Raw genomic sequence first — 26,215 nt, forward strand, 5'->3', positions numbered from 1 at the left:
CGGGGCAAAGCGTCGCTCTACGGAGCGATGCCGACCCTGGAAATCGTCGGGGTCGACCCCTGAGAGGACGACACCGACGAGGCCGGGGCCCCTTGGCCGACCGGGGGCAGCACCCGCACGCGCTGCCGCTTGCGGCGGCGCAGCCGCGCCCGCCAGGCCGGGACGACCAGGACGTGGGCGAGTGCGACGCCGGCGGTGTTCAGGATCAGCGAGTCGACGTCGACGACCTGGCCGGGCACCCCGGTCTGGCCCAGTTCGATGGCCAGCGAGATCAGTGCCCCGGCGGCGACGGTACGGGTCAGTGAGAACCACGGCGAGACGAAGAGCCGGCCCCCGGCGAGCGGCAGCAGCACGCCCAGGGGTGCCAGCAGCAGGAGTTCCTTGCCGATGCGGCGGGCGGCTGCGGCCGGGCCGAGGGAGAGGTCGGCCTTGATGCCTGCGAACGGCTGGAGGTTGGCGGCGGTCATCCACGGCACGTCCAGCGGGCGCAGAGTCAGCCACCCGACAAGCAGCAGATGCGCGAGGAGCAGAGACACTCCGACCGCGCGGAAGCGGATGACGGCTTGACCGCCCGAACCTTGACGCACGCCACCCAAGACGCGGACGGCGGCAGGATCGGTTCCGCTCGGGCGGGGGAGACCTGGCTCACCTCGTTCCCGCGACCCCGCGCCGCGTGCCGCGCCGGTCCCGCTCAGGGCCGCCGGTCCCGCTCAGGGCAGTTGGACCGCGCCCGTCGTCGGTACTGACTGCGGGCTGGCCTTCGTCTCCGTCGTGCAGAGGTAGGCGCGCGGTGCGTAGCTGCCCGGGCCCCCGAGCGTCACCGAGCCGTCGTGGACGAGCGACTCGCTCTCCGTGTACGTGCAGACGATCTGCGCCAGTGCCTCGGACGGCAGGTCCTCCGGCTGCTCGCTGAGGCGCAGTGTGCCCTTCGGGTCGCCCGTGCGGGCGCCGCCGACGCGGATCGTCGCTGGGACGTGGGTGGAGAAGCCCGCCTGCCGCTCGGCGCCGGGCGGTTTCTGGCGCAGTTCGTCCAGGAGGGCGCGGGCGATCCGGAGCCGGTCCGACGCCGTCTCCTGGACCTGAACCGCGCGGTCCACGGTGACCAGTTCCGAGGCGCAGACCAGATAGACCTGCACGGGGATGCCCTGCTGGGCCTGGGTGGCGATGTCCTCCGCCGGCATGGCGCACGGCACCCGTGACGGGGCCGGACCGGCGTCGACGGGCACCGAGGTGCTCCTGATCCCGCAGCCCGTCGCCAGTACGGCGCAGAGCGCGGCACCGGCCAGGGCCGCGGCGGGGCGGCGGCCCCGGCGTTCGCTGGGCGTCACGTCGCGTCGTCCTCCTCGTCCGGGATCTCGGCCTCGCGATCCTCGGTGGTGCCGTCCAGCGCCTCGGCGTCGCGCGGCAGGCGCAGGACGAACACCGCGCCGTCGCCGTCCGGCGAGTTCGCGGCGGTGATGTCGCCGCCGTGGATGTGCGCGTTCTCCATGGCGATCGACAGACCGAGACCGCTGCCCTCGGAACGCGGCCTGGAGGCACTGGCCTTGTAGAAGCGGTCGAAGACGTGCGGGAGCACGTCCTCGGGGATGCCGGGTCCGTGGTCGCGCACCTCGATGACGAGGTCGTCGCCCTCGGTCCGAACCGCGACCCGTACCGGCGAACCGCCGTGCTTCAGGGCGTTCCCGATCAGATTGGCCAGGATCACGTCCAGCCGGCGCGGGTCGAGGCGGACCATCATGCCGCGCTCGGCGTCCAGGTCCACCGCGTCCAGCCAGGCCCGCGCGTCGATGCAGGCGGTCACCTGGTCGGCGACGTCGACGGTGTCGACGACGAGCCGGGCCGTACCCGCGTCGAAGCGGGTGACCTCCATCAGGTTCTCCACCAGGTCGTTGAGGCGCCGGGTCTCGCTGACCACCAGGTGCACGGCGGGCGCGATCATCGGGTCGAGGCTGTCGGCCTCGTCCTCCAGCACCTCGGCGACCGCGGTGATCGCGGTGAGCGGGGTGCGCAGTTCGTGCGACATGTCGGCGACGAAGCGGCGGCTGGACTCCTCCCGCGCGCTCATGTCCGCGACCTTCTTCTCCAGGGAGCTCGCCGCTCTGTTGAACGTTCTGGAGAGATCGGCCAGTTCATCCGTGCCGGACACCACGAGCCGGGTGTCGAGCTTGCCCTCGCCGAGCTTGCGGGCGGCGTCGCCGAGCCGCTGCACGGGACGCAGCACCGTGGTCGCCGCGCCCTGCGCGAGCAGGGCGGAGCCGACCAGTGCCAGTGCGGTGGCGATCCCCAGTGACCAGGCGAGGGAGTTGAGGTCCTGCCGTTCCTGGTCGAGCGACTTGAGCATGTAGCCCGTCGGGCCGCCGCCGATGATCTTCGTGCCGGCGACGAGGTACGGCGTGCCGCGGATCGATATCCGCTGCCAGAACAGGTGGTACTGGTACTTGTTGCCCGCCTTGACGGGCTGCTTCTTGTCGACCTGCTTCTGCAGCGACGCCGGTACGTTGTCGCGGGTGAAGGTGTCCAGGTCGGAGTTGCCGACGATCGGCTTGCCGGGGTCGCGCTCGTCGATCAGCAGCACGCTGTAGCCGGGGCTGCTGCTCGCCATCTGCACGGCGGCGGTCTGCAGGTCCTCCTTGGTGGGGCGCAGGGGCAGCGAGGCCGCCCGGCCCTGCATCTCCTGACGGAAGTCCCCGAGGGCGGAGTCCTGCGTACGGGTCAGCACCGCCTCGCGGTTCAGCCAGTACGCGATCCCGGACGCGGACACCGCGGCGGTCAGCGCGACCAGCGCGAACACGACGACGAGCCGCAGCCGCAGGCTGGTCCAGCGGAGCCCGGCCAGCAGGCTCCGCCGCACAGCCGTACTCACTGCGGCGAGTCCAGCCGGTATCCCACGCCCCGCACAGTACGGATCAGGGTCGGCGAGGACGGTACGTCCTCCACCTTCGCGCGCAGCCGCTGGACACAGGCGTCCACCAGCCGGGAGTCGCCGAGGTAGTCGTGCTCCCAGACCAGGCGGAGCAGCTGCTGCCGGGACAGGGCCTGGCCCGGCCGGCGGCTCAGCTCCAGCAGGAGGCGCAGCTCGGTCGGCGTGAGCTGCAGGTCCTCGCCGTTCTTGGTCACGGTCATGGCGGAGCGGTCGATCACCACGTTGCCGAACGTCGCGGAGTCGGTGGACTCGCGCTCACCGCGGCGCAGCACCGCGCGGATGCGGGCGTCGAGCACCCGCCCCTGCACGGGTTTCACCACGTAGTCGTCGGCACCGGACTCCAGACCGACCACGACGTCGATGTCGTCGCTGCGCGCGGTCAGCAGGATGATCGGCAGCTGGTCGGTGCGCCGGATGCGCCGGCACACCTCGAAACCGTCGATCCCGGGCAGCATCACATCCAGCACGACCAGGTCGGGCCGCTGCTCGCGCAGCAGGTTGAGGCCGTCCTCTCCCGTCGCCGCGGTGGCCACACGGTGGCCCTGGCGTGACAGCGAGAGTTCGAGGGCCGTGCGGATGGCGTCGTCGTCCTCGATCAGCAACAGGAAAGGCACGTTGGTCATTCTGACCCATGGGGGAGCCCTAGTTCGACAGTTGGTCCCCTCTCATGCATCCGGCAGCCCCGAATCGGGTCGACGCCGGGCCCTGTGACAGGTCTGTGACAGTCGGCGGACAGCCCCATGAAATCGCCCCGGCAAGCTCGTTGACACAAGGAACGGACGGACTCCACCGACGGGGGGCGCGAGATGAACGCAACGCACAGCATCACCACGAGCGCAGTTGTCACGCGTCTCCACGACGTCGGGCGGAGCACCGAGAAGTCCGGCGCCGCATTGAACGGACGGGGGTGCGTTCGAGGCGCCGGGCGTCAGCACCCGTCGTCTGCGGAGCAAGGGCGCAAGCCCTACATGACGGTGGTCGACGCACCTGCCGCGACAGGCGCGGGCAACGGGGGAAGCGCGTACGGGGAGGTCACGGGGGAGCGGAAGGCCCCGGCGCAGACCGAGGACGCCGAAGCGGCGTTCACGGCCTACGTCCGGGAGCGCCGCGCCTCCCTGTACGCCACCGCCTATCACCTGACCGGTGACCGGTTCGAGGCCGAGGACCTGCTGCAGAGCGCCCTCTTCTCGACGTACCGGGCATGGGACCGGATCAGCGACAAGGCGGCGGTGGGCGGCTATCTGCGCCGCACCATGACCAACCTGCACATCAGTGCCTGGCGCAGGCGCAAGCTGAACGAATACCCGACCGAGGAGCTGCCGGAGACGGTGGGCGACACGGACGCGATGCGCGGTACGGAACTGCGCGCCGTGCTCTGGCAGGCGCTGGCGCGACTGCCCGAGACACAGCGCACGATGCTGGTCCTGCGCTACTACGAGGGCCGTACGGACCCGGAGATCGCGGCCATCCTCGACATCAGTGTCGGCACGGTGAAGTCCAGCATCTGGCGGTCGCTCCGCCGGCTGCGTGAGGACGAGGTCCTCAGCTTCGGCCGTGACGAGGAGGAGTCCTTCGGCGAGCTGGTGGCCTGAGGCAGGGGGATACGGGGAAACGGGGTCGCCGCCTCGGGGGAGGCGGCGGTGTACGGGGGAAACGGGGTCGCCGCTTCGGGGGAGGCGGCGGTGTACGGGGGAAACGGGGTCGCCGCTTCGGGGGAGGCGGCGGCGTACGGGGGAAGCCGAGGGGTCGGACGGGCCGGGGGGTCTTGTCCGGCCCCTCGGCGCGTCCGCCCGAGGTTCCCGGGAGCGGGGGCTTTTCGGGGGCGCTGCCTCCGTGCCCCCCGCGCTCCTCAGTCGCCGGAGGGGCTGATCTTGGCCGACGTCAGTGGCTGCGCCGGTGCCGGCGTGCGGCACCGCCCCGCCGCTGCGGCGGCCAGCCGGCCCAGTGCCTCGGCCTTGTCGCAGGGGTGCGCCCCCAGTTCCGCCTGGCGTGCCACGATCCGGCGTTCGGCCCGCATCAGCCGCCATCCCCGCCGCAGCAGGAACGGCACGGACTTGCGGCCTTCCCGCAGGTCCCGCAGCAGCCGCCGGCGGAACGTCGTCGACGGGCGGCCGCGCAGACACAGGGCATCCGCCAGTAGGCCCAGCGACTGACAGCGCTCGACTATGTCGGCGGCGAAGATCCCCTCGGCCACGAAGAGCGGGGTGCGCTCGATGTGGAGGGCCTCGTGCCCCGTCCGGGAGCTGGTGGCGATGTCGTACACCGGTACGTCGGTGCGTCCGGTGCGGCACAGTTCCGTGATCGCGGCGACCGCGGCATCGGCGTCCCAGGACTGTGCGGAGTCCCAGTCGATGTCCGTACTGCCGGTGACGAGCGGCAGCGTGGGGTCGCCTGCCTCCTTGTAGAAGTCGTCCAGCCGCAGTACCGGAAGACCGGTACGGACGGCCAGGGATGACTTGCCGGAGCCGGAGGGGCCCGCCAGCAGGACGACGCGGGTGGAAATCGCTTGGGAACTCACAGAACACAAGTGTGAGGCATTGACCCGCACAGGGGATCCCCCGGAGGTCTTGTTGGTATCCAGCATCACACCTCAACTACGCTGTGCACTCAACCGATTACTCGATTGATGGTTCGAATCGGCCCGATCAGGTGGGAACTTCATGGCACGTCACGCACTTTCCAAGTCCAGGCGCCGCACTCTGCTGCGGGCAGGTCTGACCGTCACCGCGGTCGGTGCCGCGCTCGGTGCGGGGGGTGCCGCGGCCCAGGCGGCACCCCTGCCCGTCGTGCAGGCGACGGGTACCGACACCAGCCTCGGCGAGGCGAGCGAGGCCGCGGGTACCGCGGTCACCGGGGCACTCGGCCACTCGCTCGACAACGGCATCGCGCCCGTGACGCATCTGCGGCTCGACCCGCTGGCCGGCACGGGCGTGGACCCGCTGGACAACGCGGTGGGGACGAAGGTCGCCGACTTCAAGCCGCTCTCCACCGCCGCCGTAACCGGCCCGGTGACCGGCGGCGGCGCGCTGAAGGACCTGCCCGTGGCGGGTCAGATCACGGGCCTGCTGCACGGCTGACGCGGAAACGGCCCGTGCCCCGGAATCCCGGGGCACGGGCCGCTGCCGTATCGGCGTCAGTACGAGGAGCCCGACACGCCCAGTGCGCCCGTCGGGTGCCAGACCGTCTTGGTCTCCAGGAACGCCGTCAGACGGTGGGTGCCCGGATCGGCCGACCAGTCGTCGCCGTCCACAGCCTGTGGGCGGCGGACCCGCTTCAGGTTGTCGGCCGCCGCGATCTCCAGCTCCTTCGCCAGCTCCGCGTCCGCCCCCGTGAGGTCGATGCCGTTCACGTCCTGGTGGGAGGCGAGCGGCGCGGCGATCTCCGCGGCCTTCCCCGACAGGATGTTGACGACCCCGCCCGGCAGGTCCGAGGTGGCCAGCACCTCGCCCAGCGCCAGCGCGGGCAGCGGGGACCGCTCCGAGGCCACGACGACCGCCGTGTTGCCGGTCGCGATCACCGGCGCGAGCACGGAGACCAGGCCCAGGAACGAGGACTCCTGCGGGGCGAGGACGGTCACGACCCCGGTCGGCTCGGGGGTCGAGAGGTTGAAGAACGGCCCCGCGACCGGGTTCGCCCCGCCCACGACCTGGGCGATCTTGTCCGTCCAGCCCGCGTACCAGACCCAGCGGTCGACCGTCGCGTCCACGACGGCAGCGGCCTTGGACTTCGACAGCCCCTCGGCCTCCGCCACCTCGCGCACGAACTGCTCCCGGCGGCCCTCCAGCATCTCGGCGACGCGGTAGAGGATCTGGCCGCGGTTGTACGCGGTCGCGCCCGACCAGCCGCCGAACGCCTTGCGGGCGGCCACGACGGCGTCACGCGCGTCCTTGCGGGAGGACTGGGGCGCGTTCGCCAGCCACTTGCCCTTCGAGTCCGTCACCTCGTACACCCGGCCGCTCTCGGAGCGGGGGAACTTTCCCCCGACGTACAGCTTGTAGGTCTTGAAGACGCTCAGTCGCCCGTCAGACATCGAGGTAGGCCTCCAGACCGTGACGGCCGCCTTCGCGGCCGAAGCCCGACTCCTTGTATCCGCCGAACGGCGAGGTCGGGTCGAACTTGTTGAACGTGTTGGCCCAGACGACGCCCGCCCGGAGCTTGTTCGCCACCGCGAGGATGCGGGAGCCCTTCTCCGTCCAGATGCCGGCCGAGAGGCCGTACTGGCTGTTGTTGGCCTTGGCGACGGCCTCGTCCGGCGTACGGAAGGTCAGCACCGACAGGACCGGGCCGAAGATCTCGTCGCGGGCGACGGTGTGCGCCTGGGTGACGCCGGTGAACAGCGTCGGCGCGAACCAGTAGCCGGCGGAGGGCAGCTCGCACGGTGCGGACCAGCGGTCCGCACCCTCGGCCTCGCCGGTCTCGACGAGAGCGGTGATCCGGGAGAGCTGCTCCTCGGAGTTGATCGCGCCGATGTCGGTGTTCTTGTCCAGCGGGTCGCCGAGGCGCAGCGTGGACAGCCGGCGCTTGAGGGAGTCCAGCAGCTCCTCCTCGATCGACTCCTGTACGAGGAGCCGCGAGCCCGCGCAGCAGACCTGGCCCTGGTTGAAGAAGATGCCGGTGACGATGCCCTCGACGGCCTGGTCGACGGGGGCGTCGTCGAAGACGATGTTGGCGCCCTTGCCGCCCAGTTCGAGCGTGGCCTTCTTGTCGGTGCCGGCGATCTGGCGGGCGATGGCCTTGCCGACCGCGGTCGATCCCGTGAAGGCGATCTTGTTGACGTCCGGGTGCTCGACGAGGGCCGAGCCCGCGTCCCCGTATCCCGTCAGGATGTTGACGACGCCCTTGGGCAGGCCGGCCTGGCGGCAGATGTCCGCGAAGAACAGCGCGGACAGCGGGGTCGTCTCGGCGGGCTTGAGCACCACGGTGTTGCCGGTGGCGAGCGCCGGGGCGATCTTCCACGCGAGCATCAGGAGCGGGAAGTTCCACGGGATGATCTGGCCGGCCACGCCGAGCGGACGCGGATTGGCGCCGTAGCCCGCGTGGTCCAGCTTGTCGGCCCAGCCCGCGTAGTAGAAGAAGTGCGCGGCGACCAGCGGGAGGTCCGCGTCGCGGGTCTCCTTGATGGGCTTGCCGTTGTCGAGGGTTTCGAGAACGGCGAGCTCGCGGCTGCGCTCCTGGATGATCCGGGCGATCCGGAACAGGTACTTGGCGCGCTCGGAGCCGGGCAGCGCCGACCACTTCTCGAACGCCCGGCGGGCCGCCTTCACGGCCCGGTCCACGTCCTGGGCGCCTGCCCGCGCGACCTCGGAGAGCACCTCCTCGGACGAAGGGCTGACCGTCTTGAAGACCTGGCCGTCGGCGGCGTCGGTGAACTCGCCGTCGATGAACAGGCCGTACGAGGGGGCGATGTCGACGACGGAACGGGATTCCGGCGCCGGTGCGTACTCGAATGCAGATGCCATGGGAATCAGTCCACCGTCACGTAATCGGGGCCGGAGTAACGGCCGGTGCTGAGCTTCTGGCGCTGCATCAGCAGGTCGTTCAGCAGGCTGGAGGCGCCGAAGCGGAACCAGTGGTTGTCCAGCCAGTCCTCGCCCGCCGTCTCGTTCACCAGTACCAGGAACTTGAGGGCGTCCTTGGAGGTGCGGATGCCGCCGGCCGGCTTCACGCCGATCTGGATGCCGGTCTGCGCACGGAAGTCGCGCACCGCCTCCAGCATCAGCAGGGTGTTCGCGGGGGTGGCGTTGACCCCGACCTTGCCGGTCGACGTCTTGATGAAGTCCGCGCCCGCCAGCATCCCGAGCCAGGAGGCACGGCGGATGTTGTCGTACGTGGACAGCTCACCGGTCTCGAAGATCACCTTCAGCCGGGCCCGGCCGCACTCGGCCTTCACGGCGAGGATCTCCTCGTACACCTTGAGATAGCGACCGGAGAGGAAGGCGCCGCGGTCGATCACCATGTCGATCTCGTCGGCCCCGGCCGCCACGGCGTCGCGGACGTCCGCGAGCTTCACGTCGAGCGCGGCGCGCCCGGCAGGGAACGCCGTCGCGACGGACGCCACCTTCACGCCGGAACCGGCCAGGGCGGCCACCGCGGTCGCCGCCATGTCGGGGTAGACGCAGACCGCCGCGGTGTGCGGGGTCGTGCGGTCGGTGGGATCGGGATGAACGGCCTTGGCGGCGAGCGCGCGGACCTTGCCCGGGGTGTCCGAGCCTTCCAGCGTCGTCAGGTCGATCATCGAAATGGCCAGGTCGATGGCGTACGCCTTGGCCGTCGTCTTGATCGAACGGGTTCCGAGCGAGGCGGCGCGCGCTTCGAGGCCGACGGCGTCGACGCCGGGCAGCCCGTGCAGGAAGCGGCGCAGCGCACTGTCGGACGCCGTCGCGTCGGCGAATGCGGGAGCAGTGGTGGGCATGGTCACCAGATGAGCATATCTACGCGCGTAGCGGCCTGTACAGGGGCCCCGGCCATTCGCGCATCACGCGGCGCCACGGGCGCGGTGTGCACGCGCGTACGGGGCTCGCCCTGCCCGTCTCCGTACGCATGTCCGGCAGTCTCCGTACGCATGTCCGGACGGCCGCCCCCGCGTCCGGCGCGTACGTCAGGCAGAATCGGGCTCATGACGAGCCCCACACCGCCCTCCGAGCCCACCTATGCCGACCGGACGTACCGGTCGCCCGCCGGGCTGGTCGGGGGTGTCCTGTTGCTCCTGCTCGTCTGCTGGCTCGGGGGGGACGCCGTGATCAGGGGCGAGGGCCGCGCGCCGTGGCTGGCCCTGGCCGGGCTGCTGACCGTGGTGCCGCTGGTCGTCGCCTTCACCCTGCGCCCCGTGGTGCTCGCCAACACTGAGCGCATCCGGATCCGCAACCCTTTCCGGACGATCACGCTGCCGTGGACCGACGTCGCGGACGTCCGGGCCGGGTACTCGAGCGAGCTCTTCACGAGCGACGACGAGAAGTTCCAGCTCTGGGCCGTCCCGGTGTCGCTGCGGCAGCGCAAGAAGGCCGCCCGTCACCAGTCCCGGCGGTCGATGGACGACCCGTACCGCAGGACGTCCGTCACCGCCGACGTGCGCGACGCGAAGGCGCGGACGGCGGCCGCGGACCAGGCGGTCGTGGACCTGAGGGAGCTGGCCGAACGCGCGGGCGACAAGCCCGTAGCCGGGGGCACCCTCAAGTCGGTGCGCTGGGCGTACGAGGTCATCGCACCGGCCGTGGCGGGCGCGGTGCTGCTGGTGGTGCTGGGCGCGATCGGCTGAGGCGCCTCCTGCGGTCCGGGCGCGGACGCCCAGAGCACAGACGCGCCCCGGGCGCAGTCGTCCCGGGGCTCCGACGGGGGAATCACCGGTCCTTGAGCACGGTCCACCACCAGGCGATGCTGGCGATCGGCAGAGGCTGGTCCACTTCCCGTTCGTGGAAGGGGGAGGTCGCGCTGCCGGCGGGAAGGTCGGCCGGATTCTCCGGATTGACGTAGCGATTGGTGGTGAGGGACCAGTCGTAGTCGGCGCGGATCCAGTGGTCGCAGTCCGCGATCCAGCGGTGGAGTTCAGGGCCGGCGTCGTGCAGGATCTGGTCGCGCAGCCGGAGGTACAGGGCCATGGCGCGGGTGTGCATCATGGCGGTCTCGCTGACCGCTTCGGCGAGGGAGCATTTCTGCTCGTACGCGATCAGGTCGACGATGTTTCCGTATCCCTCCTGGCTGCGCTGGCGCTCCTTGTGGTACGAGATCAGGTCGTTGGACCAGCCGATGATCGAGGCGAAGATCTCGACGAACGCGCGGACGTCGTGGCGCTCGTAATCGGCCGCGGGGAGGTCGTATCCGTGGATGATCTCGCTGAGGGTCGAGAAGATCTTGACTGCGGAGGAGTCGAGCCGGACCGCCAGATGGTCGGAGAGGCTGGGAATCCGCCCGTGGGCGCTGTTGGCGGCCATCCAGACCTGGCCCTGGAGGTAGGCGCGGAAGCCGGCGGCCCAGCGGGCGGTCTGCACGGGGGTGGTCAGGTCGTCGAGCCGCAGACGCAACTCGCGCAGAGCGGCGCTGTAGCTGTCCTCGGTGGGAGCGGCCCAGGGGACTTCGACTATGCGCTGAAGCTTGGTGATGACCAGCAGGGTGGCGTCCGGGGACGCTGAGACCGGCCCCTCGTCGCAGTACTCGTCGTCGAAGGCGAAGAGCCACATCAGGAAGTCCGAAGTCCACTGCAGGGCGGCGAGGCGCCCGGACGGTGCGCCGCGGCCGGTTATCTCTCCGACGGAGATGCGCGTCAGCCGTTCGCGCTGCGCCAGGTCGGAGTACAGGCCGAATCGATCGAGCCAGGCAGCCGAGCGTTCGTCGATCTCACGCCAACTCGGGTGGATCCCCGACGGGAGCGGAACCCACAGCCGAGGGATCTTCGGTGCTGTCGCTGGGGAGGTCATTTACCACCCTTTCGAGTGTACTTCTCAATTACGCTGAGTTTCGGAAGTTATCAAGGTGTACGGGGAACAGGAACAGCCGTTTTCGGCCGGGTTGGCCGACGGACCGGTGCCCTTTCCCTTGCGGGGTCGGGCATTTCTGGCCACGTCCCCGGTGCCTGCGAAACCGTGCGCGTGGTGGATCGCGCCTCGTTCACGCATGGGCTTTCTCGACGCGTAGTTGGCCCGAAAGTGACTGTTTCAGTCGCGGGACGTGCGATGGGTGGCGGCCCTCACCTTCGGCGAGGGCTGGCACAACCTCCACCACGCCGACCCCAACAGCGCACGCCACGGAGCGCTCAAGGGCCAGACCGACCCCACGGCACGGCTGATCGCGCTGTTCGAGAGGCTCGGCTGGGCCTACGACGTGCGCTGGCCCGACGAACGCCGCCTCGCCGCCAAGCGACTGGACGCGGGGCGCACGGTGCCCGGCCGGGTGAGCCCCCGGTGAACCGGCGGTGCGGACCTTGCGGCAGCCGGCCGGCGTCCTGCCCGATGTGCGCCGAACGAGTTGCTGAGGCAGAGCCCCCGCCACGTACTCACCGGACACCCCCGACGCTGAACGCATAATCAGCCTTCATGCACCGAGCGATGGCATACGTATGAGGCGCGGCCCCGTGGCGGTCACGGGCCTCGGACTGATCACCCCGGCGGGAATCGGTGAGAAGGCCACGTGGGAGGGGCTGAGCACGGGGTGCTCCGCCGCCGCGGCCGATCCCGACCTCGACGGGCTGCCCGTCGCGTTCTCCTGCCGCGTCCCCGACTTCGACGCCCGGCAGCTCCTGGGACACCAACGGGCGCGACGGCTCGACCGGTTCGCCACGCTCGCGCTGCTCGCCGCCCGGGAGGCCGTCGCGGACGCCGGGCTCACGGCGGACGGACCGGCCGGCCCGCGCGTGGGTGTGGTCATGGGGGTGGGCAACGGTTCCATGCAGAGCTGGCAGGCCGAGTTCGACCGGCTCGCGGACCTGGCACCCACCCGAATCTCGCCCCTCGCGCTGTCCCGCAGCGTGCCCAACATGGCCGCAGCCGAGATCGCGATCGACCTCGGTGCGACAGGCCCCAACCTGGCCGTCTCCACAGCCTGCGCCTCCGGCACCAGCGCCATCGGCCTGGCCCGGGACCTGCTGCTCTCGGGCGCCTGCGACGTGGTGCTCGCCGGAGGCAGCGAGTCGGCCCGGCTGCGGATGACCGCCGCGTGCTTCGCCCAGATGCGGGCGCTCTCCCGCCGTGCCGGCGCACCGAACGCCGCGTCCCGCCCCTTCGACCGCGACCGCGACGGCTTCGTCCTCGGTGAGGGAGCCGCCGTCCTCGTCCTGGAACGCCCCGAGGACGCCCGCGCCAGGGCCGCACGGACCCGGGCGTACGTCGCCGGGTTCGGGGCGAGCTGCGACGCGTACCACTTCACCGCGCCCCACCCCCGCGGCGACGGTGCGGCCGAGGCGATCCGCAGTGCCCTGGCCGACGCCGGTCTCTCGCCCGAGGACGTCGACCATGTCAACGCCCACGGCACGGCCACGCCGAGCGGTGACGCCGCCGAACACCACGCCCTGCAACAGGTGTTCCGCCGTCCGCCGCCGGTCACCGCGCTCAAGGGCGCGATCGGACACGCCATCGGCGGCGCCGGGGCCATCGAGGCGGCGTGCACGGTGCTGTCCCTGGAGCACCAGCTCATCCCGCCCACCGCCAACCTGGACACAATCGACCCGGAGATCGACCTCGACGTCGTCACCAAGGCCCCTCGTCCGCACCCCATGCGGGCGGCGATCAGCAACTCCTTCGGCTTCGGCGGCCAGAACGCGGTGCTCGCCCTCACCAGCGCCGGGTGACGCACCGGCCGCCGAGGCCGGGGGCCGCCGAGCCCCTTGGCCGAGCGGGCGCCGTTCGGGGGAATATCGGCCGTTGCCGAAGGGGCGTCGGGCGTGGCAGGAGCGGCAACGGGCCGAGCCCCACCAGCATCCCGGTGTGATCATCGGACGACATCGGAACCCGGAACCCCGCTTACGGCACCGCCGTCACATGGCCTCCCTCCTGCTGTCGTCCTTGCTCGCCGCGGTCGCGGGCATCGGCCCTCCCGCTCCGGCCCGCGCCGACGGCGCGGGGAAGCACGGGCTGGCGCTCAGCGTGAGCGTGAACTCCCGCCCCGGGCTGGGCGCGCTGCGACCGGGGATCCGGGTGGGTGATCCGGTGGTCAAGAAGACCGTTCAGCGTCTTTTCGGTGCCGCCGGTCACTTCTGCTTCCATGCATTGGGCCTGCCGCCCGGCATCCGATCGGGGCGGCGGGGGGCGTGATGACGGGCGTTCTCGCCGCGGTGCTCCTCGGCTTCGCCGCCGCACTCGTCGCGCTCCTGCGCATCCCCGTCCTCGGACTGACCGACGAGATGTTCCACCGCCCGCAGGAACGCACCCGGACCGCCGACTACGTCAACGGCCGCTTCGGATGACCCGATGCGGGCCGGGGCCGGGGGCCGCGGTCCGGGTGCTCGTCAGATCCCGGCCGCGGCCGCCAGGTCCCGCTTGATCCCGGCCAGCAGCTCCGCGCCCTTCGCGCGGGCCGCCGGCAGTTCGTCGGCCGAGGCGACGGGCACCACGACCTCCAGGTAGCACTTGAGCTTCGGCTCGGTGCCGCTCGGGCGGACGATCACCCGGGCGCCCTCCAGCTGATAGCGCAGCCCGTCGGTGGGCGGCAGCAGCTCCGTGCCGTGCGACAGGTCCTCGGCCGAGGTGACGGCCAGGCCCGCGAGTGCGGTCGGCGGCTGCTCGCGCAGGCGGCGCATGGCGTCCGCGATGACCGACAGGTCCTCGACCCGGACCGACAGCTGGTCAGTGGCGTGCAGCCCGTGTTCGAGGGCGAGGTCGTCCAGCAGGTCGAGCAGCGTGCGGCCCTGCTCCTTGAGCACGGAGGCGAGTTCGGCGACCAGGAGCGCGGCCGTGATGCCGTCCTTGTCGCGGACGCCGTCCGGGTCGACGCAGTAGCCGAGCGCCTCCTCGTAGCCGTACCGCAGACCCTCCACGCGGGCGATCCACTTGAAGCCGGTCAGCGTCTCCTCGTAGCCGAGGCCCGCCTTCTCGGCGATCCGGCCGAGGAGGGACGACGACACGATCGACTCGGCGAAGACGCCCGTGACACCGCGGCCGACGAGATGGGCGGCGAGCAGCGCGCCGACCTCGTCGCCGCGCAGCATCCGCCAGCCGCCGTCGGCGGCCGGGTCCGGGACGGCGACGGCGCAGCGGTCCGCGTCCGGGTCGTTGGCGATGATGATGTCGGGGTCCGAGCGGCGTGCGGTGGCGAACGCGAGATCCATCGCGCCGGGCTCCTCCGGATTGGGGAAGGCCACGGTGGGGAACGCGGGGTCGGGCTCGGCCTGCTCGGCGACGAGGACCGGGGCGGGGAAACCGGCGCGGTCGAAGGCGGCGGTGAGCACGGACGTGCCGACGCCGTGCATCGCCGTGTGGACGACGCGGGCGGTACGTGGCGAACCGTCGGCCAGCACAGTGTCCGTACGCGCCAGGTAGGCGTCCAGGACCTCGTCTCCGAGGATCTCCCAGCCGTCGTCGGGGCGGGGCACGGTGTCCAGCGGGCCGACCGCGGCGATCGCGGCGGCGATCTCGCCGTCGGCCGGCGGCACGATCTGCGAGCCGTCGCCGAGGTAGACCTTGTAGCCGTTGTCGCGCGGCGGGTTGTGGCTGGCGGTGACCTCGACGCCCGCGACGGCGCCCAGATGCCTTATGGCGTACGCCAGCACGGGGGTGGGGAGCGGGCGGGGGAGTACGGCTGCCCGCAGACCGGCGCCGGTCATGACGGCCGCCGTGTCCCGGGCGAAGTCGGTGGACTTGTAGCGGGCGTCGTAGCCGATGACGACGAGGCCGCCGTCCTGCCCCTGGTCCTTCAGGTACGCGGCGAGCCCGGCGGCGGCGCGGATGACGACGGCGCGGTTCATCCGCATCGGGCCGGCGCCGATCTCACCGCGGAGCCCGGCGGTGCCGAACTGGAGTGTGCCGGCGAAGCGGGCGGTGAGCTCGTCGAGGTCCTCGGTCTCGATGAGCTTGGCGAGCTCGTCGCGGGTCTCGGGGTCGGGATCCTCGGCGAGCCAGGTCCTGGCCCGGGCGATGAGGTCCTGCTGCACGGTGTCCGCCTTTCCGTTTCCGGGGTGCGTGGTGGTGAATCAAGCCCCTGGGGTCCCCCCGGACGGGGCCCGGGGGAGATCGAGGAGCAGGGGTACGGGGGCGGAGCCCCCGAAGCCGGCCGGGCCCGAGGCGCGGTCAGATGCGGTCGAGCACCCGGGCCAGCAGCGAGCCCATCCGGGTCGCCGAGTCGCGCCCCGCCTGCAGTACTTCTTCGTGGTTCAGCGGCTCGCCGCTCAGCCCCGCCGCCAGGTTCGTCACCAGGGAGATGCCCAGCACCTCCGCGCCCGCCTCACGGGCCGCGATGGCCTCCAGCACGGTGGACATGCCGACGAGGTCGCCGCCCATCACACGGACCATGTTGATCTCGGCCGGCGTCTCGTAGTGCGGGCCGGGGAACTGCACGTACACACCCTCTTCGAGGGTCTCGTCGATCTCCTTGCACAGCGCCCTCAGCCGGGGCGAGTACAGGTCGGTCAGGTCGACGAAGTTGGCGCCGATGATCGGCGACGCCGCCGTGAGGTTGATGTGGTCACTGATCAGGACCGGCTGCCCGGGGCGCATGCCCTCGCGCAGGCCGCCGCAGCCGTTCGTCAGCACGACGGTCCTGCAGCCCGCGGCGACGGCGGTACGCACTCCGTGCGCCACGGCGGCGACGCCACGGCCCTCGTAGTAGTGCGTACGGCCCAGGAAGACCAGGGCGCGCTTCTCGCCGATGCGGTACGAGCGGATCGTGCCGCCGTGACCCTCGACGGCAGGGGCCGGGAATCCGGGCAGGTCCGTCACCGGGAACTCGGCCTCCGGTGTGCCGAGCGCATCGCCGGCGGGCGCCCAGCCGGAGCCCATCACGAGGGCGACGTCGTGGGTCTCGGCACCGGTCAGCTCGCGCAGGCGGGCGGCGGCGTCGGCAGCGGCGGCGTGCGGGTCGCCCTGGATGTGGTCCGGAATAACTGATGCGTTCACGCGGATGAGCGTAACCGCTGATTCCCTACGCGCGTAGATGCTCCTGTACAGAGTCTCGCCGTGTTCGTTCGTGTGTTCCCACAGTCGTCCCGCGGTGATCATGCGAAAGGGCAGATCAGGGCGGCCCTGCGGCGCTCAGCAGGGGCGCTTGCGGAGTTCCATCACATAATCGTGCGGCGCGCCCGCGGAGTCCGCCGCGTCGGCGATCTCGCCCAGGTAGCGGGCGGAGGGCAGGCCGCCCTCGTACCCGTTCAGCACGTACATCCAGGCCGGCTCCTCGCCGTCCAGGGTGTGCACCCGGACCCGCATGCGGCGGTAGATGTCCAGGCCGACGCCCTCCCAGCGGTCCATGGAGTCCTCGTCCATCGGCGCCAGGTCGTACAGCGCCACGAAGACCTGGGAGCGCGGCGCCTCGACCACCGTGGCCAGCGCGCCCTCCCAGCCCATCTGCTCGCCGCCGAACGTCAGCCGCCAGCCGTTCAGCCAGCCGGTACCGCGCAGCGGGGAGTGCGGTGCGCGGCGCGTCATCAGCCGCGCGTCGAGGTTGCCGGCGTACGCGGCGTAGAGCGACATGGGGTCGAGGGTACGGGAGGTGACACCGGGAGCGTCGATTCCTCGGAGGAACACCCTCGCCCGCGGGCCGGATCCATCGGCCGCTTCCCGTGTCCCGGACGCCCCGGCGCACGTATGGAGGGCCCCGGGGCGAAGCACCTTGGCGCGTGCGGGACAATGAAGTACGTACTGCATTCCCCCGGGGCGGCCCCCCGGACCCCCGGCCGGGACAGCAGACGGCCGCGGGACGAGAAACGCGAGGCGGACTTTTCGTGACCCGGATCGTGATCATCGGCGGCGGACCCGGCGGGTACGAGGCGGCATTGGTGGGCGCCCAGCTCGGCGCGGAGGTGACCGTCGTCGACTGTGACGGCCTCGGCGGCGCGTCCGTACTCACCGACTGCGTGCCCTCGAAGACCCTGATCGCGACGGCAGAGGTGATGACCACCTTCGACTCCTCGTACGAGGAGCTCGGCATCATCGTCGCGGACGACACGCCGCACATGGAGCAGGCGGCGCGTGTGGTCGGCGTCGACCTGGGCAAGGTCAACCGACGGGTGAAGCGCCTGGCGCTCGCCCAGTCCCACGACATCACCGCCTCCGTCACCCGTGCGGGCGCTCGGGTGATGCGCGGGCGCGGCCGTCTGGAGGGCCTCCAGGCCGCCGACGGCTCCCGCCAGGTCGTCGTCACCGCCGCCGACGGCACGGAGGAGACGCTCACCGCGGATGCCGTGCTGATCGCCACCGGCGGCCACCCCCGGGAGATCCCGGACGCGCTCCCCGACGGCGAGCGGATCCTGAACTGGACCCAGGTCTACGACCTCGACGAGCTCCCCGAGGAGCTCATCGTGGTCGGCTCGGGTGTGACCGGCGCCGAGTTCGCCGGCGCCTACCAGGCCCTCGGCTCCCGCGTCACCCTCGTCTCGTCCCGTGACCGGGTGCTGCCGGGCGAGGACCCGGACGCGGCGGCCGTCCTGGAGGACGTCTTCCGGCGCCGCGGCATGAACGTGATGGCCCGCTCCCGCGCCCAGTCCGCCAAGCGGGTCGGCGACCGGGTCGAGGTGACCCTCGCCGACGGCCGGGTCATCACCGGCTCGCACTGCCTGATGGCGGTCGGCGCGATCCCGAACAGCGCGGGCATGGGTCTGGAGGAGGCCGGGGTCCGGCTCAAGGACTCGGGCCACATCTGGACCGACAAGGTCTCCCGCACCAGCGCGCCGGGCGTCTACGCGGCCGGCGACGTCACCGGGATCTTCGCCCTCGCCTCGGTCGCCGCCATGCAGGGCCGTATCGCGATGTACCACTTCCTCGGTGACGCGGTGGCCCCGCTGAACCTGAAGACGGTCTCCTCGAACGTCTTCACCGACCCCGAGATCGCCACGGTCGGCTACAGCCAGGCCGACGTCGACGCCGGCAAGATCGACGCCCGGGTCGTCAAGCTCCCGCTGCTGCGCAACCCGCGCGCCAAGATGCAGGGCATCCGCGACGGCTTCGTCAAGATCTTCTGCCGGCCCGGCACCGGCATCGTGGTCGGCGGCTGTGTCGTCGCGCCGAAGGCGAGCGAGCTGATCCACCCCATCTCGATCGCCGTCGACAACAATCTGACCGTGGAACAGATCGCAAACGCCTTCACTGTGTATCCGTCCCTGTCGGGATCGATCGCGGAAGTGGCCCGTCAGTTGCACACCCGGAAGCAGGCGGGCGAGGGGTAATCACCTCGGGGAAGCCCCGGGGAACCCGGCATTCCCCGGCAACCCCCGGCAACGCGGGCGGTCCGGCGACCGCGCTCGATCAGTACGGAACAACAACGGGGCCGCCTATACCACTTGGCGGCCCCTTGTATGTACAACTTCTGCTATTCGGCGCAAACACCTGAAAACGCTCGGGCGGTCACGTTACTGTCAGTTTTGTGTTCGCTGCAGAACGTCGTCAGTTGATCCTCGAAATGGTGCGTGCCAACGGGGCGGTATCGCTCCGTGAGCTCGCCCGCGTCGTCCAGACCTCCGAAGTGACCGTACGGCGGGACGTGCGGGCACTGGAGGCAGAAGGACTCCTCGACCGCCGGCACGGCGGTGCGGTTTTGCCGGGCGGTTTTACGCGGGAGTCCGGCTTTCCGCAGAAATCCCATCTCGCCACCGCGGAGAAAACGGCCATCGCCGACCTGGCCGCCGGCCTCGTCGAAGAGGGCGAGGCCATTGTGGTCGGCGCCGGTACGACCACGCAGGAGCTGGCCCGCCGGCTCGCGCGGGTCCCCGGTCTGACCGTGGTCACCAACTCACTGCTCGTCGCCCAGGCGTTGGCCCATGCCAACCGGGTGGAAGTGGTGATGACCGGGGGCACCCTGCGCGGTTCCAACTACGCCCTGGTGGGCAGTGGGGCCGAGCAGTCGCTCCAGGGACTGCGGGTCTCGCGCGCCTTCCTGTCCGGGAGCGGGCTCACCGCCGAACGCGGTCTCTCCACGTCCAACATGCTCTCCGCGAGCGTGGACCGGGCGCTGGTGCAGGCGGCGGGGGAGGTGGTGGTCCTCGCCGATCACACCAAGCTCGGCTCCGACACCATGTTCCAGACCGTGCCGACGGATCTCATCACCCGTCTGGTGACGGACGAACCGGCCGCGCACGACGACCGGGCGGCCGCGGAGCTGCAGGCCCTGGCGGACCAGGGGGTGCAGATCGCGGTGGCGGGCGCCGGAGGTGCGTCCGTCCCGGCCGACAGTGCGCCACCGGGCCGTGGCGCCCGTCGCGACATGCCCCTGCCGGGGCAGCGCCGTACGCACGCACAGCAGTTGCGCGGGGCGGCGGCGCTGGCGGAGCAGGGCGGTCAGGCGGACCGGGGGAGAGTGGCGGACCTGCGCCGCCGGTAGCGGGTTTCGGGGGGCGCTCCCCCCGGACCCCCGCTGCTCAACCGCCGGAGGGGCTGGATTTGTCCGGGCCGGCGCTCCTCAATCGCCGGAGGGGCTTGCATGCCCGGGGTTCGACCGCCCCTTCAGCCCCTGCAGCGTCAGCGTCAGCAACCGCCCCGCCAGCTCCGGATCGTCCGGCGACTGCTCGGCGGCCAGCGCGATCGCGTTCGTCAGCTGCATCAGGTCGTCGATGGACACATCGGCCCGCACGGCCCCGCTCGTCTGCGCCCGGCCCAGCAGCACCGAACCCGCCTCGCGGAGCGGCACATTGCACGGCGAAAGGGCCGAGGTCTCGTCCCGGCACGTCGACATGAGCGCCTGGGCCAGCCCCCGGTACTCACCCGCATGAGTGATGAGCGCGCCCAGCCACTCCACCAGGCCGGTGCACGGCTGCTCCGCCTCGGCCAGTTCGCGGGAGCGGGTGATCAGGGAGGCCACGGCCTCCTGGAAGACCGCGCTCATCAGCGCGTGCCGGGTCGGGAAGTGCCGGTACAGCGTGCCGATGCCCACGCCCGCCCGTCGCGCGACGTCCTCCAGGGACGCGTCGGTTCCGTGCTCGGCGAAGGAGTCGCGGGCCTCGGTCAGCAGCCGGTCGTAATTGCGGCGCGCGTCGGCGCGCATGGGCTTGTCCGGCGTGCGGACCGGTGTCCGTGCCGTACTCGTCGCCATTGCGCAGTCCTCCCTGTGTCCGGCCTGGGGTCCAGGATGCCATCGTGCAACCGGAGTCGCCCTCCGTAACACTGAACGGCCGGACTGTGACCGAGAAATGACCGGCGCCCCGGTCACGTCCTATGACATGAGCGGGGCGCCGGCGGAACAGGTGTCGCGAGGATCAGTCCTTGATCTCGCAGATGACGGCACCGGAGGAGACCGAGCTGCCGACCTCGGCGGCGAGGCCCTTCACCGTGCCGGCGCGGTGGGCGTTGAGGGGCTGCTCCATCTTCATGGCCTCCAGGACGACGATCAGATCGCCCTCCTTGACCTCCTGGCCCTCCTCCACGGCGATCTTCACGATCGTGCCCTGCATCGGGGAGGCGAGGGTGTCGCCGGAGGCGGCGGAGCCGGACTTCTTGGCCGCGCGGCGTTTGGGCTTGGCGCCCGCCGCGAGTCCGGTGCGGGCCAGGCTCATGCCGAGCGAGGAGGGCAGGGAGACCTCGAGGCGCTTGCCGCCGACCTCGACGACGACCGTCTCGCGGCCGGACTCCTCGTCCGCCTCCGTGTCGGCCGGAGCGGCGAACGGCTTGATCTCGTTGACGAACTCCGTCTCGATCCAGCGGGTGTGGATGCGGAACGGGTCGCTGGTGAACGCGGGGTCGGCGACGACCGCGCGGTGGAAGGGGATGGCGGTGGCCATGCCCTCGACGTTGAACTCGGCCAGCGCACGGGCCGCGCGCTGGAGCGCCTGCTCACGCGTCGCACCGGTCACGATCAGCTTGGCGAGCAGGGAGTCCCAGGCCGGGCCGATGACCGAGCCGGACTCGACGCCCGCGTCGAGGCGGACGCCGGGGCCGGTGGGCGGGGCGAAGAGGGTGACGGTTCCGGGGGCGGGCAGGAAGCCGCGGCCCGGGTCCTCGCCGTTGATCCGGAACTCGAACGAGTGGCCGCGCACGGCCGGGTCGTCGTAGCCGAGCTCCTCGCCGTCGGCGATGCGGAACATCTCGCGCACGAGGTCGAGGCCGGTGACCTCCTCGGTGACGGGGTGCTCCACCTGGAGGCGGGTGTTGACCTCGAGGAAGGAGATCGTGCCGTCCGTGCCGACCAGGAACTCGACCGTGCCGGCGCCGACGTAGCCGGCCTCCTTCAGGATCGCCTTGGACGCCGCGTACAGCTCCGCGTTCTGCGCCTGGGACAGGAAGGGGGCCGGGGCCTCCTCGACCAGCTTCTGGTGGCGGCGCTGGAGCGAGCAGTCACGGGTCGAGACGACGACCACGTTGCCGTGGGAGTCGGCCAGGCACTGGGTCTCCACGTGCCGCGGCTTGTCGAGGTAGCGCTCCACGAAGCACTCCCCGCGCCCGAACGCGGCGACGGCCTCACGGACCGCGGAGTCGTACAGCTCCGGGATCTCCTCCAGCGTGCGCGCGACCTTCAGCCCACGCCCGCCACCGCCGAACGCGGCCTTGATCGCGATCGGCAGCCCGTGCTCCTTCGCGAAGGCGACCACCTCGGCGGAACCCTCGACCGGGTCCGGGGTACCCGCGACGAGCGGGGCACCGGCGCGCTGGGCGATGTGGCGGGCGGCGACCTTGTCACCGAGGTCCCGGATCGCCTGCGGCGGCGGGCCGATCCACGTGAGACCGGCGTCGAGCACGGCCTGGGCGAACTCGGCGTTCTCCGACAGGAAGCCGTAACCCGGGTGGATCGCGTCCGCCCCGGAGTCCTTGGCCGCCTGGAGCACCTTGGCCATGTCCAGATAGCTGGCGGCCGGGGTGTCACCGCCCAGAGCGAATGCCTCGTCGGCCGCACGCACATGCAGAGCGTCGCGGTCCGGGTCTGCGTAGACGGCCACGCTCCCGATTCCCGCGTCCCGGCAAGCTCGGGCAACACGGACAGCAATTTCGCCACGGTTGGCGATGAGCACCTTGCGCACGATGGCTCCCTCCTTGAAACAAGCTGAGTTTAGGGACAACCGACACGGCCATACGACCCGTCCCCAATGGTGAGCTTGCCCACACGGAGTGTGATTCGAGGCTTGCTCGAGTCGCGAAATCCCTTGTGGCACCACGGTACGCCGGGAACCATGACCGCACAGTAGCCACGAGGTGTGGTCCAGGTCTCTGTCGGTACGGGCAGCGACTCCCCCTGTTTCTTTGTGGACTTCCTACTAAGGGGTGCGTGATTCTTTGCCCGACGCACGAGGGCGCGCACAAGGGGGGTGCGAAGCCGGGGCGGACGGGGGCGCGAAGGGGGTGTCGAACCCCTTGTCCGGAGGATTACCCGTTAGTAGGGTCCGCGCTATCGCACGTACTGCAGGTAACAGGGGGTGAGCGCCATGGTGCGCAGGCTGGTGGCTTTCATAGCCGCGCTCGTGCTGTTCGCGGAAGCCGTGGGCATCGTGATCGTCAACGTGGTCCTGGGAACGGTCGTGAAGAACCAGGACATGTCCCTGGCCGGCACGGATCCCGGCGTCATGTCCAAGGGGACCTGGGTGCTGGGCGGCGTCTCGGGACTGTTCCTGGTGCTGTGCGGCGTGCTGCTCCTGCTGGCCGGCATCCGTGACCGGGCCCCCGGCCGCGTCGCCCGGATCGTGCTCATCTCCTGCGCCGTCATCCACGGGGTGCTGGGCGCCCTGACGGTGGGCCTGGTCGGCTGGTCCGCGTTCGTGATCATGATGGTGGTGCTCGGCCTCATCGTGTTGACGCTGGTGGCGTACGGCCCCGCCGACCGGCAGCCGGCCACCGCCGCCGAGCCCGAGCAGCCGGCGGCCCCGGCCCCTGCCTGACCGGCAGGGCCCGCCCCGGACCCGGAGGTCTCAGACCCAGAGGTCGGTGACCTGGACCCCCAGCTCGCCCAGCAGCCGCCGCAGCAGCGGCAGCGAGAGCCCGATGACGTTGCCCGGGTCGCCGTCGATGGAGTCCACGAACGGCGCCGAGCGCCCGTCGAGGGTGAACGCGCCCGCGACATGGAGCGGCTCACCCGAGGCCACGTAGGCGGCGACCTCGGCGTCCGAAGGCTCACCGAAGCGCACCGTCGTGGACGCGGTCGCGGAGGCGGTGCGCCCGCTCGCGGTGTCGATCACGCTGTGACCGGTCTGCAGGACTCCGGCGCGCCCCCGCATGGACTTCCAGCGGGCCGTGGCCTCCTCGGCGTCGGCGGGCTTGCCGAGCGCCTCACCGTCCAGTTCGAGCACCGAGTCGCACCCGATGACCAGCGCCCCCGCGGCCTCCGGCCGCCCGGCCACGGCCGCGGCCTTGGCCCGGGCCAGCACGAGCGCGAGCTCGGCCGGCGTCGGGGCGCTCAACGCGTCCTCGTCGACCCCGCTGACGATCACCTCGGGCGCGAAACCGGCCTGCCGCAGCAGACCGAGACGGGCGGGGGACTGCGAGGCGAGCACGAGACGGCGGCGAGCGGGATCAGTCATGGGTGCCATCGTACAAATCAGCCGGTGCGGGGAGGACCGCCCCCGGGAACGCAGGCCCCCGCCGCTCACCGCGTCCCGAGCGCGATCATCGCGACCACCATGGCGAGCGCGAGCACCAGCCACGCGCGCCGCATCATGTCCTGGGCGTCGCGCAGTTCCTTCGGCGGCTTGTTCTCGGGGTCGGACCACAACATGATCCGATCCTGCTGCGGGGGCCGCCGCCGCGCCTGAGTACCCGTACTCAGGCCACCTGGTGCGTACGGACCAGATCCTTCCGGTACGTGCCGGAGGCCCGGACCCCTCAAGGGGTCCGGGCCTCCGGCGACAGTCCGTGACTAACCGGGCCAGTACGTACGCGCCCAGGCGCGCGGTCCCGGCAGATGGCGCCCGCGCCGGGCCAGCCGGCCGGGGTCGGACCACTGCGCCGGCAGCTCCGGCGCGCCGGACGACACGGCGGACGCCGCCACGGCGCGCGCCCGGACCACCGCCAGTGCGGCGGCCAGCTCCTCCGGGGTCGGGTTGCCCCGTACGACCTTGATCATGGCCAGGACCCTTTCTAGAGGGGGATGTTGCCGTGCTTCTTCGGGGGCAGCGACTCCCGCTTGGTCCGCAGCTGCCGCAGCCCCTTGACCACCTGTGCCCGGGTCTCGTGCGGCATGATCACCGCGTCGACGTAACCGCGCTCGGCCGCCACGTACGGGTTGAGGAGCGCGTCCTCGTAGTCCGCCATCAGTTCGGCGCGGGTCGCCTCCCTCTCGTCGGCGTCCGTGACGGCGGCGATCGTGCGGCGGTGGAGGATGTTGACGGCGCCCTGGGCGCCCATGACGGCGATCTGCGCGGTCGGCCAGGCCACGTTGATGTCTGCGCCCAGGTGCTTGGAGCCCATGACGTCGTACGCGCCGCCGAACGCCTTGCGGGTGATCACCGTGATCAGCGGGACGGTGGCCTCCGCGTACGCGTAGATCAGCTTGGCGCCGCGGCGGATGATGCCGCCGTACTCCTGGTCGACGCCCGGCAGGAAGCCCGGGACGTCGACGAAGGTCAGCACGGGCACGTTGAACGCGTCGCACGTGCGGACGAACCGTGCGGCCTTCTCGCTCGCGTTGATGTCCAGGCAACCGGCGAACTGCATCGGCTGGTTGGCGACGATGCCGACCGGATAGCCCTCCACCCGGCCGAAGCCGGTGAGGATGTTCGGCGCGAACAGGGCCTGGGTCTCCAGGAACTCGCCCTCGTCCAGCACGTGCTCGATCGCGGTGTGCATGTCGTACGGCTGGTTCGCCGAGTCCGGGATGAGCGTGTCCAGCTCACGGTCCTCGTCGCTGACCGCCAGGTCCGCCTCCTCCGGGAAGGCCGGGGCCTCGGAGAGGTTGTTCGACGGCAGGTACGACAGCAGCGACTTGACGTACTCGATGGCGTCCTTCTCGTCACCCGCCATGTGGTGCGCCACACCCGAGGTGGTGTTGTGCGTACGGGCGCCGCCGAGCTCCTCGAAGCCGACGTCCTCGCCGGTGACCGTCTTGATGACGTCGGGTCCCGTGATGAACATGTGCGAGGTCTGGTCGACCATGACCGTGAAGTCGGTGATCGCGGGGGAGTAGACCGCGCCGCCCGCGCACGGTCCGACGATCAGGGAGATCTGCGGGACGACACCCGAGGCGTGCACGTTGCGGCGGAAGATCTCCGCGAAGAGGCCCAGCGCCGCGACACCCTCCTGGATGCGGGCGCCGCCGCCGTCGTTGATGCCGATGACCGGACAGCCGGTCTTCAGCGCGAAGTCCATCACCTTGACGATCTTCTCACCGTAGACCTCGCCGAGCGAGCCGCCGAAGATGGTGAAGTCCTGCGAGTACACGCAGACGGGTCGGCCGTCGACCGTGCCGTACCCGGTGACGACACCATCCCCGTACGGCCGGTTCTTCTCGATGCCGAAGTTCGTCGAACGGTGCCGGGCGAACTCGTCCAGCTCCACGAAGGAACCCTCGTCGAGCAGGAGATCGACGCGCTCGCGCGCCGTCAGCTTGCCCTTCGCGTGCTGCTTTTCCACCGCGCGTGCGGAGCCCGCGTGGGTCGCCTCGTCGATACGGCGCTGCAGGTCCGCGAGCTTGCCCGCGGTGGTGTGGATGTCGATCTCTTCCGGCTCGGACATCGGGTGGCGGCTCCCTGCCTGGTCACGGGGACGACTGTGCTGCTGATCAGCGGATGAATGGCTGACGGCCCGCAGC

27 protein-coding genes and 1 pseudogene are annotated in these 26,215 nt (G+C 71.2%); 10 read left to right on the forward strand and 18 right to left on the reverse strand.

The genetic code is table 11. The annotated features are described in order from the left end of the window. Positions 1-17: 17 nt before the first annotated feature. The 4 genes from SH922_RS25010 to afsQ1 form a co-directional block, all read right to left on the reverse strand. Positions 18-587 (reverse strand): VanZ family protein, encoded by a 570-nt coding sequence (locus tag SH922_RS25010; protein ID WP_393060085.1) that lies wholly within the window; start codon positions 585-587, stop codon positions 18-20. A 123-nt stretch (positions 588-710) separates the two neighbouring features. Continuing rightward, positions 711-1,328: a GerMN domain-containing protein gene (locus tag SH922_RS25015; protein ID WP_393060086.1), complete on the reverse strand. Its 618-nt coding sequence runs from the start codon at positions 1,326-1,328 to the stop codon at positions 711-713. Continuing rightward, positions 1,325-2,863 (reverse strand): ATP-binding protein, encoded by a 1,539-nt coding sequence (locus SH922_RS25020; protein ID WP_393060087.1) that lies wholly within the window; start codon positions 2,861-2,863, stop codon positions 1,325-1,327. Before SH922_RS25020 ends, SH922_RS25015 begins: the two co-directional genes overlap by 4 nt. Beyond that, on the reverse strand, positions 2,860-3,537 hold the full coding sequence (gene afsQ1 / locus SH922_RS25025) for a two-component system response regulator AfsQ1 (protein ID WP_026171255.1): 678 nt from the start codon (positions 3,535-3,537) through the stop codon (positions 2,860-2,862). Before afsQ1 ends, SH922_RS25020 begins: the two co-directional genes overlap by 4 nt. Before the next feature lie 192 nt (positions 3,538-3,729). Here afsQ1 and SH922_RS25030 point away from each other — a divergent pair, with 192 nt between their 5' ends. Next, positions 3,730-4,515 carry a SigE family RNA polymerase sigma factor gene (locus tag SH922_RS25030; protein ID WP_393060088.1) on the forward strand — a complete coding sequence of 262 codons (786 nt, stop codon included), beginning with the start codon at positions 3,730-3,732 and terminating at the stop codon, positions 4,513-4,515. A 257-nt stretch (positions 4,516-4,772) separates the two neighbouring features. Here SH922_RS25030 and SH922_RS25035 read toward each other — a convergent pair whose 3' ends face one another. After that, a complete protein-coding gene (locus SH922_RS25035; RefSeq protein WP_393060089.1) occupies positions 4,773-5,507 on the reverse strand; it encodes a uridine kinase in 735 nt (244 codons plus the stop codon). Positions 5,508-5,583: 76 nt separating this feature from the next. Between SH922_RS25035 and SH922_RS25040 the strand changes: the two genes are divergently transcribed. Continuing rightward, positions 5,584-6,000 carry a hypothetical protein gene (locus tag SH922_RS25040; protein WP_393060090.1) on the forward strand — a complete coding sequence of 139 codons (417 nt, stop codon included), beginning with the start codon at positions 5,584-5,586 and terminating at the stop codon, positions 5,998-6,000. A gap of 56 nt (positions 6,001-6,056) precedes the next feature. Here the strand turns inward: SH922_RS25040 and SH922_RS25045 are convergent, their stop codons facing one another. The 3 genes from SH922_RS25045 to deoC are packed head-to-tail and all read right to left on the reverse strand — an operon-like array spanning position 6,057 to position 9,335. Then, entirely contained in the window at positions 6,057-6,953 is an 897-nt protein-coding gene (locus SH922_RS25045) for an aldehyde dehydrogenase family protein (protein ID WP_393060091.1), read from the reverse strand. Further along, entirely contained in the window at positions 6,946-8,382 is a 1,437-nt protein-coding gene (locus SH922_RS25050; protein WP_393060092.1) for an aldehyde dehydrogenase family protein, read from the reverse strand. Before SH922_RS25050 ends, SH922_RS25045 begins: the two co-directional genes overlap by 8 nt. 5 nt (positions 8,383-8,387) lie before the next feature. Then, a complete protein-coding gene (gene deoC, locus SH922_RS25055) occupies positions 8,388-9,335 on the reverse strand; it encodes a deoxyribose-phosphate aldolase (protein WP_393063684.1) in 948 nt (315 codons plus the stop codon). Between the two features lie 204 nt (positions 9,336-9,539). Between deoC and SH922_RS25060 the strand changes: the two genes are divergently transcribed. Continuing rightward, positions 9,540-10,178 carry a PH domain-containing protein gene (locus SH922_RS25060; RefSeq protein ID WP_393060093.1) on the forward strand — a complete coding sequence of 213 codons (639 nt, stop codon included), beginning with the start codon at positions 9,540-9,542 and terminating at the stop codon, positions 10,176-10,178. Between the two features lie 82 nt (positions 10,179-10,260). On the opposite strand, the gene SH922_RS25065 is transcribed toward SH922_RS25060, so the two are convergent. After that, positions 10,261-11,334, reverse strand: a complete 1,074-nt coding sequence (locus tag SH922_RS25065; RefSeq protein ID WP_393060094.1) for a terpene synthase family protein — start codon at positions 11,332-11,334, stop codon at positions 10,261-10,263. 235 nt (positions 11,335-11,569) lie between these two features. Here SH922_RS25065 and SH922_RS25070 point away from each other — a divergent pair. From SH922_RS25070 to SH922_RS25085, 4 genes and pseudogenes are all read left to right on the forward strand, one after another. Next, positions 11,570-11,821 (forward strand): annotated as a pseudogene (locus tag SH922_RS25070) (acyl-CoA desaturase); the annotation flags it as partial. A 151-nt stretch (positions 11,822-11,972) separates the two neighbouring features. Beyond that, positions 11,973-13,199 (forward strand): beta-ketoacyl-[acyl-carrier-protein] synthase family protein, encoded by a 1,227-nt coding sequence (locus tag SH922_RS25075; RefSeq protein WP_393060095.1) that lies wholly within the window; start codon positions 11,973-11,975, stop codon positions 13,197-13,199. A 190-nt stretch (positions 13,200-13,389) separates the two neighbouring features. Beyond that, on the forward strand, positions 13,390-13,662 hold the full coding sequence (locus tag SH922_RS25080; RefSeq protein ID WP_393060096.1) for a hypothetical protein: 273 nt from the start codon (positions 13,390-13,392) through the stop codon (positions 13,660-13,662). Then, a complete protein-coding gene (locus SH922_RS25085) occupies positions 13,662-13,814 on the forward strand; it encodes a hypothetical protein (protein WP_393060097.1) in 153 nt (50 codons plus the stop codon). The genes SH922_RS25080 and SH922_RS25085 overlap by 1 nt, the downstream gene beginning before the upstream one ends. 42 nt (positions 13,815-13,856) lie before the next feature. On the opposite strand, the gene SH922_RS25090 is transcribed toward SH922_RS25085, so the two are convergent. From SH922_RS25090 to SH922_RS25100, 3 genes are all read right to left on the reverse strand, one after another. Then, positions 13,857-15,497: a phospho-sugar mutase gene (locus SH922_RS25090; RefSeq protein ID WP_393060098.1), complete on the reverse strand. Its 1,641-nt coding sequence runs from the start codon at positions 15,495-15,497 to the stop codon at positions 13,857-13,859. Between the two features lie 136 nt (positions 15,498-15,633). Further along, on the reverse strand, positions 15,634-16,458 hold the full coding sequence (locus SH922_RS25095) for a purine-nucleoside phosphorylase (RefSeq protein WP_393060099.1): 825 nt from the start codon (positions 16,456-16,458) through the stop codon (positions 15,634-15,636). A 135-nt stretch (positions 16,459-16,593) separates the two neighbouring features. Next, positions 16,594-17,031 carry a gamma-glutamylcyclotransferase gene (locus tag SH922_RS25100; RefSeq protein ID WP_024490113.1) on the reverse strand — a complete coding sequence of 146 codons (438 nt, stop codon included), beginning with the start codon at positions 17,029-17,031 and terminating at the stop codon, positions 16,594-16,596. Positions 17,032-17,282: 251 nt separating this feature from the next. Between SH922_RS25100 and SH922_RS25105 the strand changes: the two genes are divergently transcribed. Next, on the forward strand, positions 17,283-18,722 hold the full coding sequence (locus tag SH922_RS25105) for an NAD(P)H-quinone dehydrogenase (protein WP_327709191.1): 1,440 nt from the start codon (positions 17,283-17,285) through the stop codon (positions 18,720-18,722). Between the two features lie 197 nt (positions 18,723-18,919). Continuing rightward, positions 18,920-19,873 carry a DeoR/GlpR family DNA-binding transcription regulator gene (locus SH922_RS25110; protein ID WP_393060100.1) on the forward strand — a complete coding sequence of 318 codons (954 nt, stop codon included), beginning with the start codon at positions 18,920-18,922 and terminating at the stop codon, positions 19,871-19,873. Between the two features lie 78 nt (positions 19,874-19,951). Here the strand turns inward: SH922_RS25110 and SH922_RS25115 are convergent, their stop codons facing one another. Both SH922_RS25115 and SH922_RS25120 read right to left on the reverse strand, forming a co-directional pair. Beyond that, complete coding sequence (locus SH922_RS25115; RefSeq protein ID WP_393060101.1) at positions 19,952-20,581, reverse strand: TetR/AcrR family transcriptional regulator; 630 nt, start codon at positions 20,579-20,581, stop codon at positions 19,952-19,954. Between the two features lie 163 nt (positions 20,582-20,744). Then, positions 20,745-22,499, reverse strand: a complete 1,755-nt coding sequence (locus tag SH922_RS25120) for an acetyl/propionyl/methylcrotonyl-CoA carboxylase subunit alpha (RefSeq protein ID WP_393060102.1) — start codon at positions 22,497-22,499, stop codon at positions 20,745-20,747. 402 nt (positions 22,500-22,901) lie between these two features. Between SH922_RS25120 and SH922_RS25125 the strand changes: the two genes are divergently transcribed. After that, positions 22,902-23,351: a hypothetical protein gene (locus SH922_RS25125; RefSeq protein ID WP_393063685.1), complete on the forward strand. Its 450-nt coding sequence runs from the start codon at positions 22,902-22,904 to the stop codon at positions 23,349-23,351. Between the two features lie 30 nt (positions 23,352-23,381). Here the strand turns inward: SH922_RS25125 and SH922_RS25130 are convergent, their stop codons facing one another. The 4 genes from SH922_RS25130 to SH922_RS25145 all read right to left on the reverse strand — a co-directional run bounded on the left by SH922_RS25130 (position 23,382) and on the right by SH922_RS25145 (position 26,139). After that, positions 23,382-23,999 carry a nucleoside triphosphate pyrophosphatase gene (locus SH922_RS25130; RefSeq protein ID WP_393060103.1) on the reverse strand — a complete coding sequence of 206 codons (618 nt, stop codon included), beginning with the start codon at positions 23,997-23,999 and terminating at the stop codon, positions 23,382-23,384. 56 nt (positions 24,000-24,055) lie between these two features. Further along, on the reverse strand, positions 24,056-24,184 hold the full coding sequence (mmpB, locus tag SH922_RS25135) for a morphogenic membrane protein MmpB (RefSeq protein WP_350989353.1): 129 nt from the start codon (positions 24,182-24,184) through the stop codon (positions 24,056-24,058). Positions 24,185-24,325: 141 nt separating this feature from the next. Continuing rightward, a complete protein-coding gene (locus SH922_RS25140) occupies positions 24,326-24,532 on the reverse strand; it encodes an acyl-CoA carboxylase epsilon subunit (RefSeq protein ID WP_393060104.1) in 207 nt (68 codons plus the stop codon). Between the two features lie 14 nt (positions 24,533-24,546). Continuing rightward, complete coding sequence (locus tag SH922_RS25145) at positions 24,547-26,139, reverse strand: acyl-CoA carboxylase subunit beta (RefSeq protein WP_393060105.1); 1,593 nt, start codon at positions 26,137-26,139, stop codon at positions 24,547-24,549. Positions 26,140-26,215: the final 76 nt, after the last annotated feature.

The organism is Streptomyces sp. LN549 (assembly GCF_043203805.1).
In the GTDB taxonomy this organism is placed as follows: domain Bacteria; phylum Actinomycetota; class Actinomycetes; order Streptomycetales; family Streptomycetaceae; genus Streptomyces.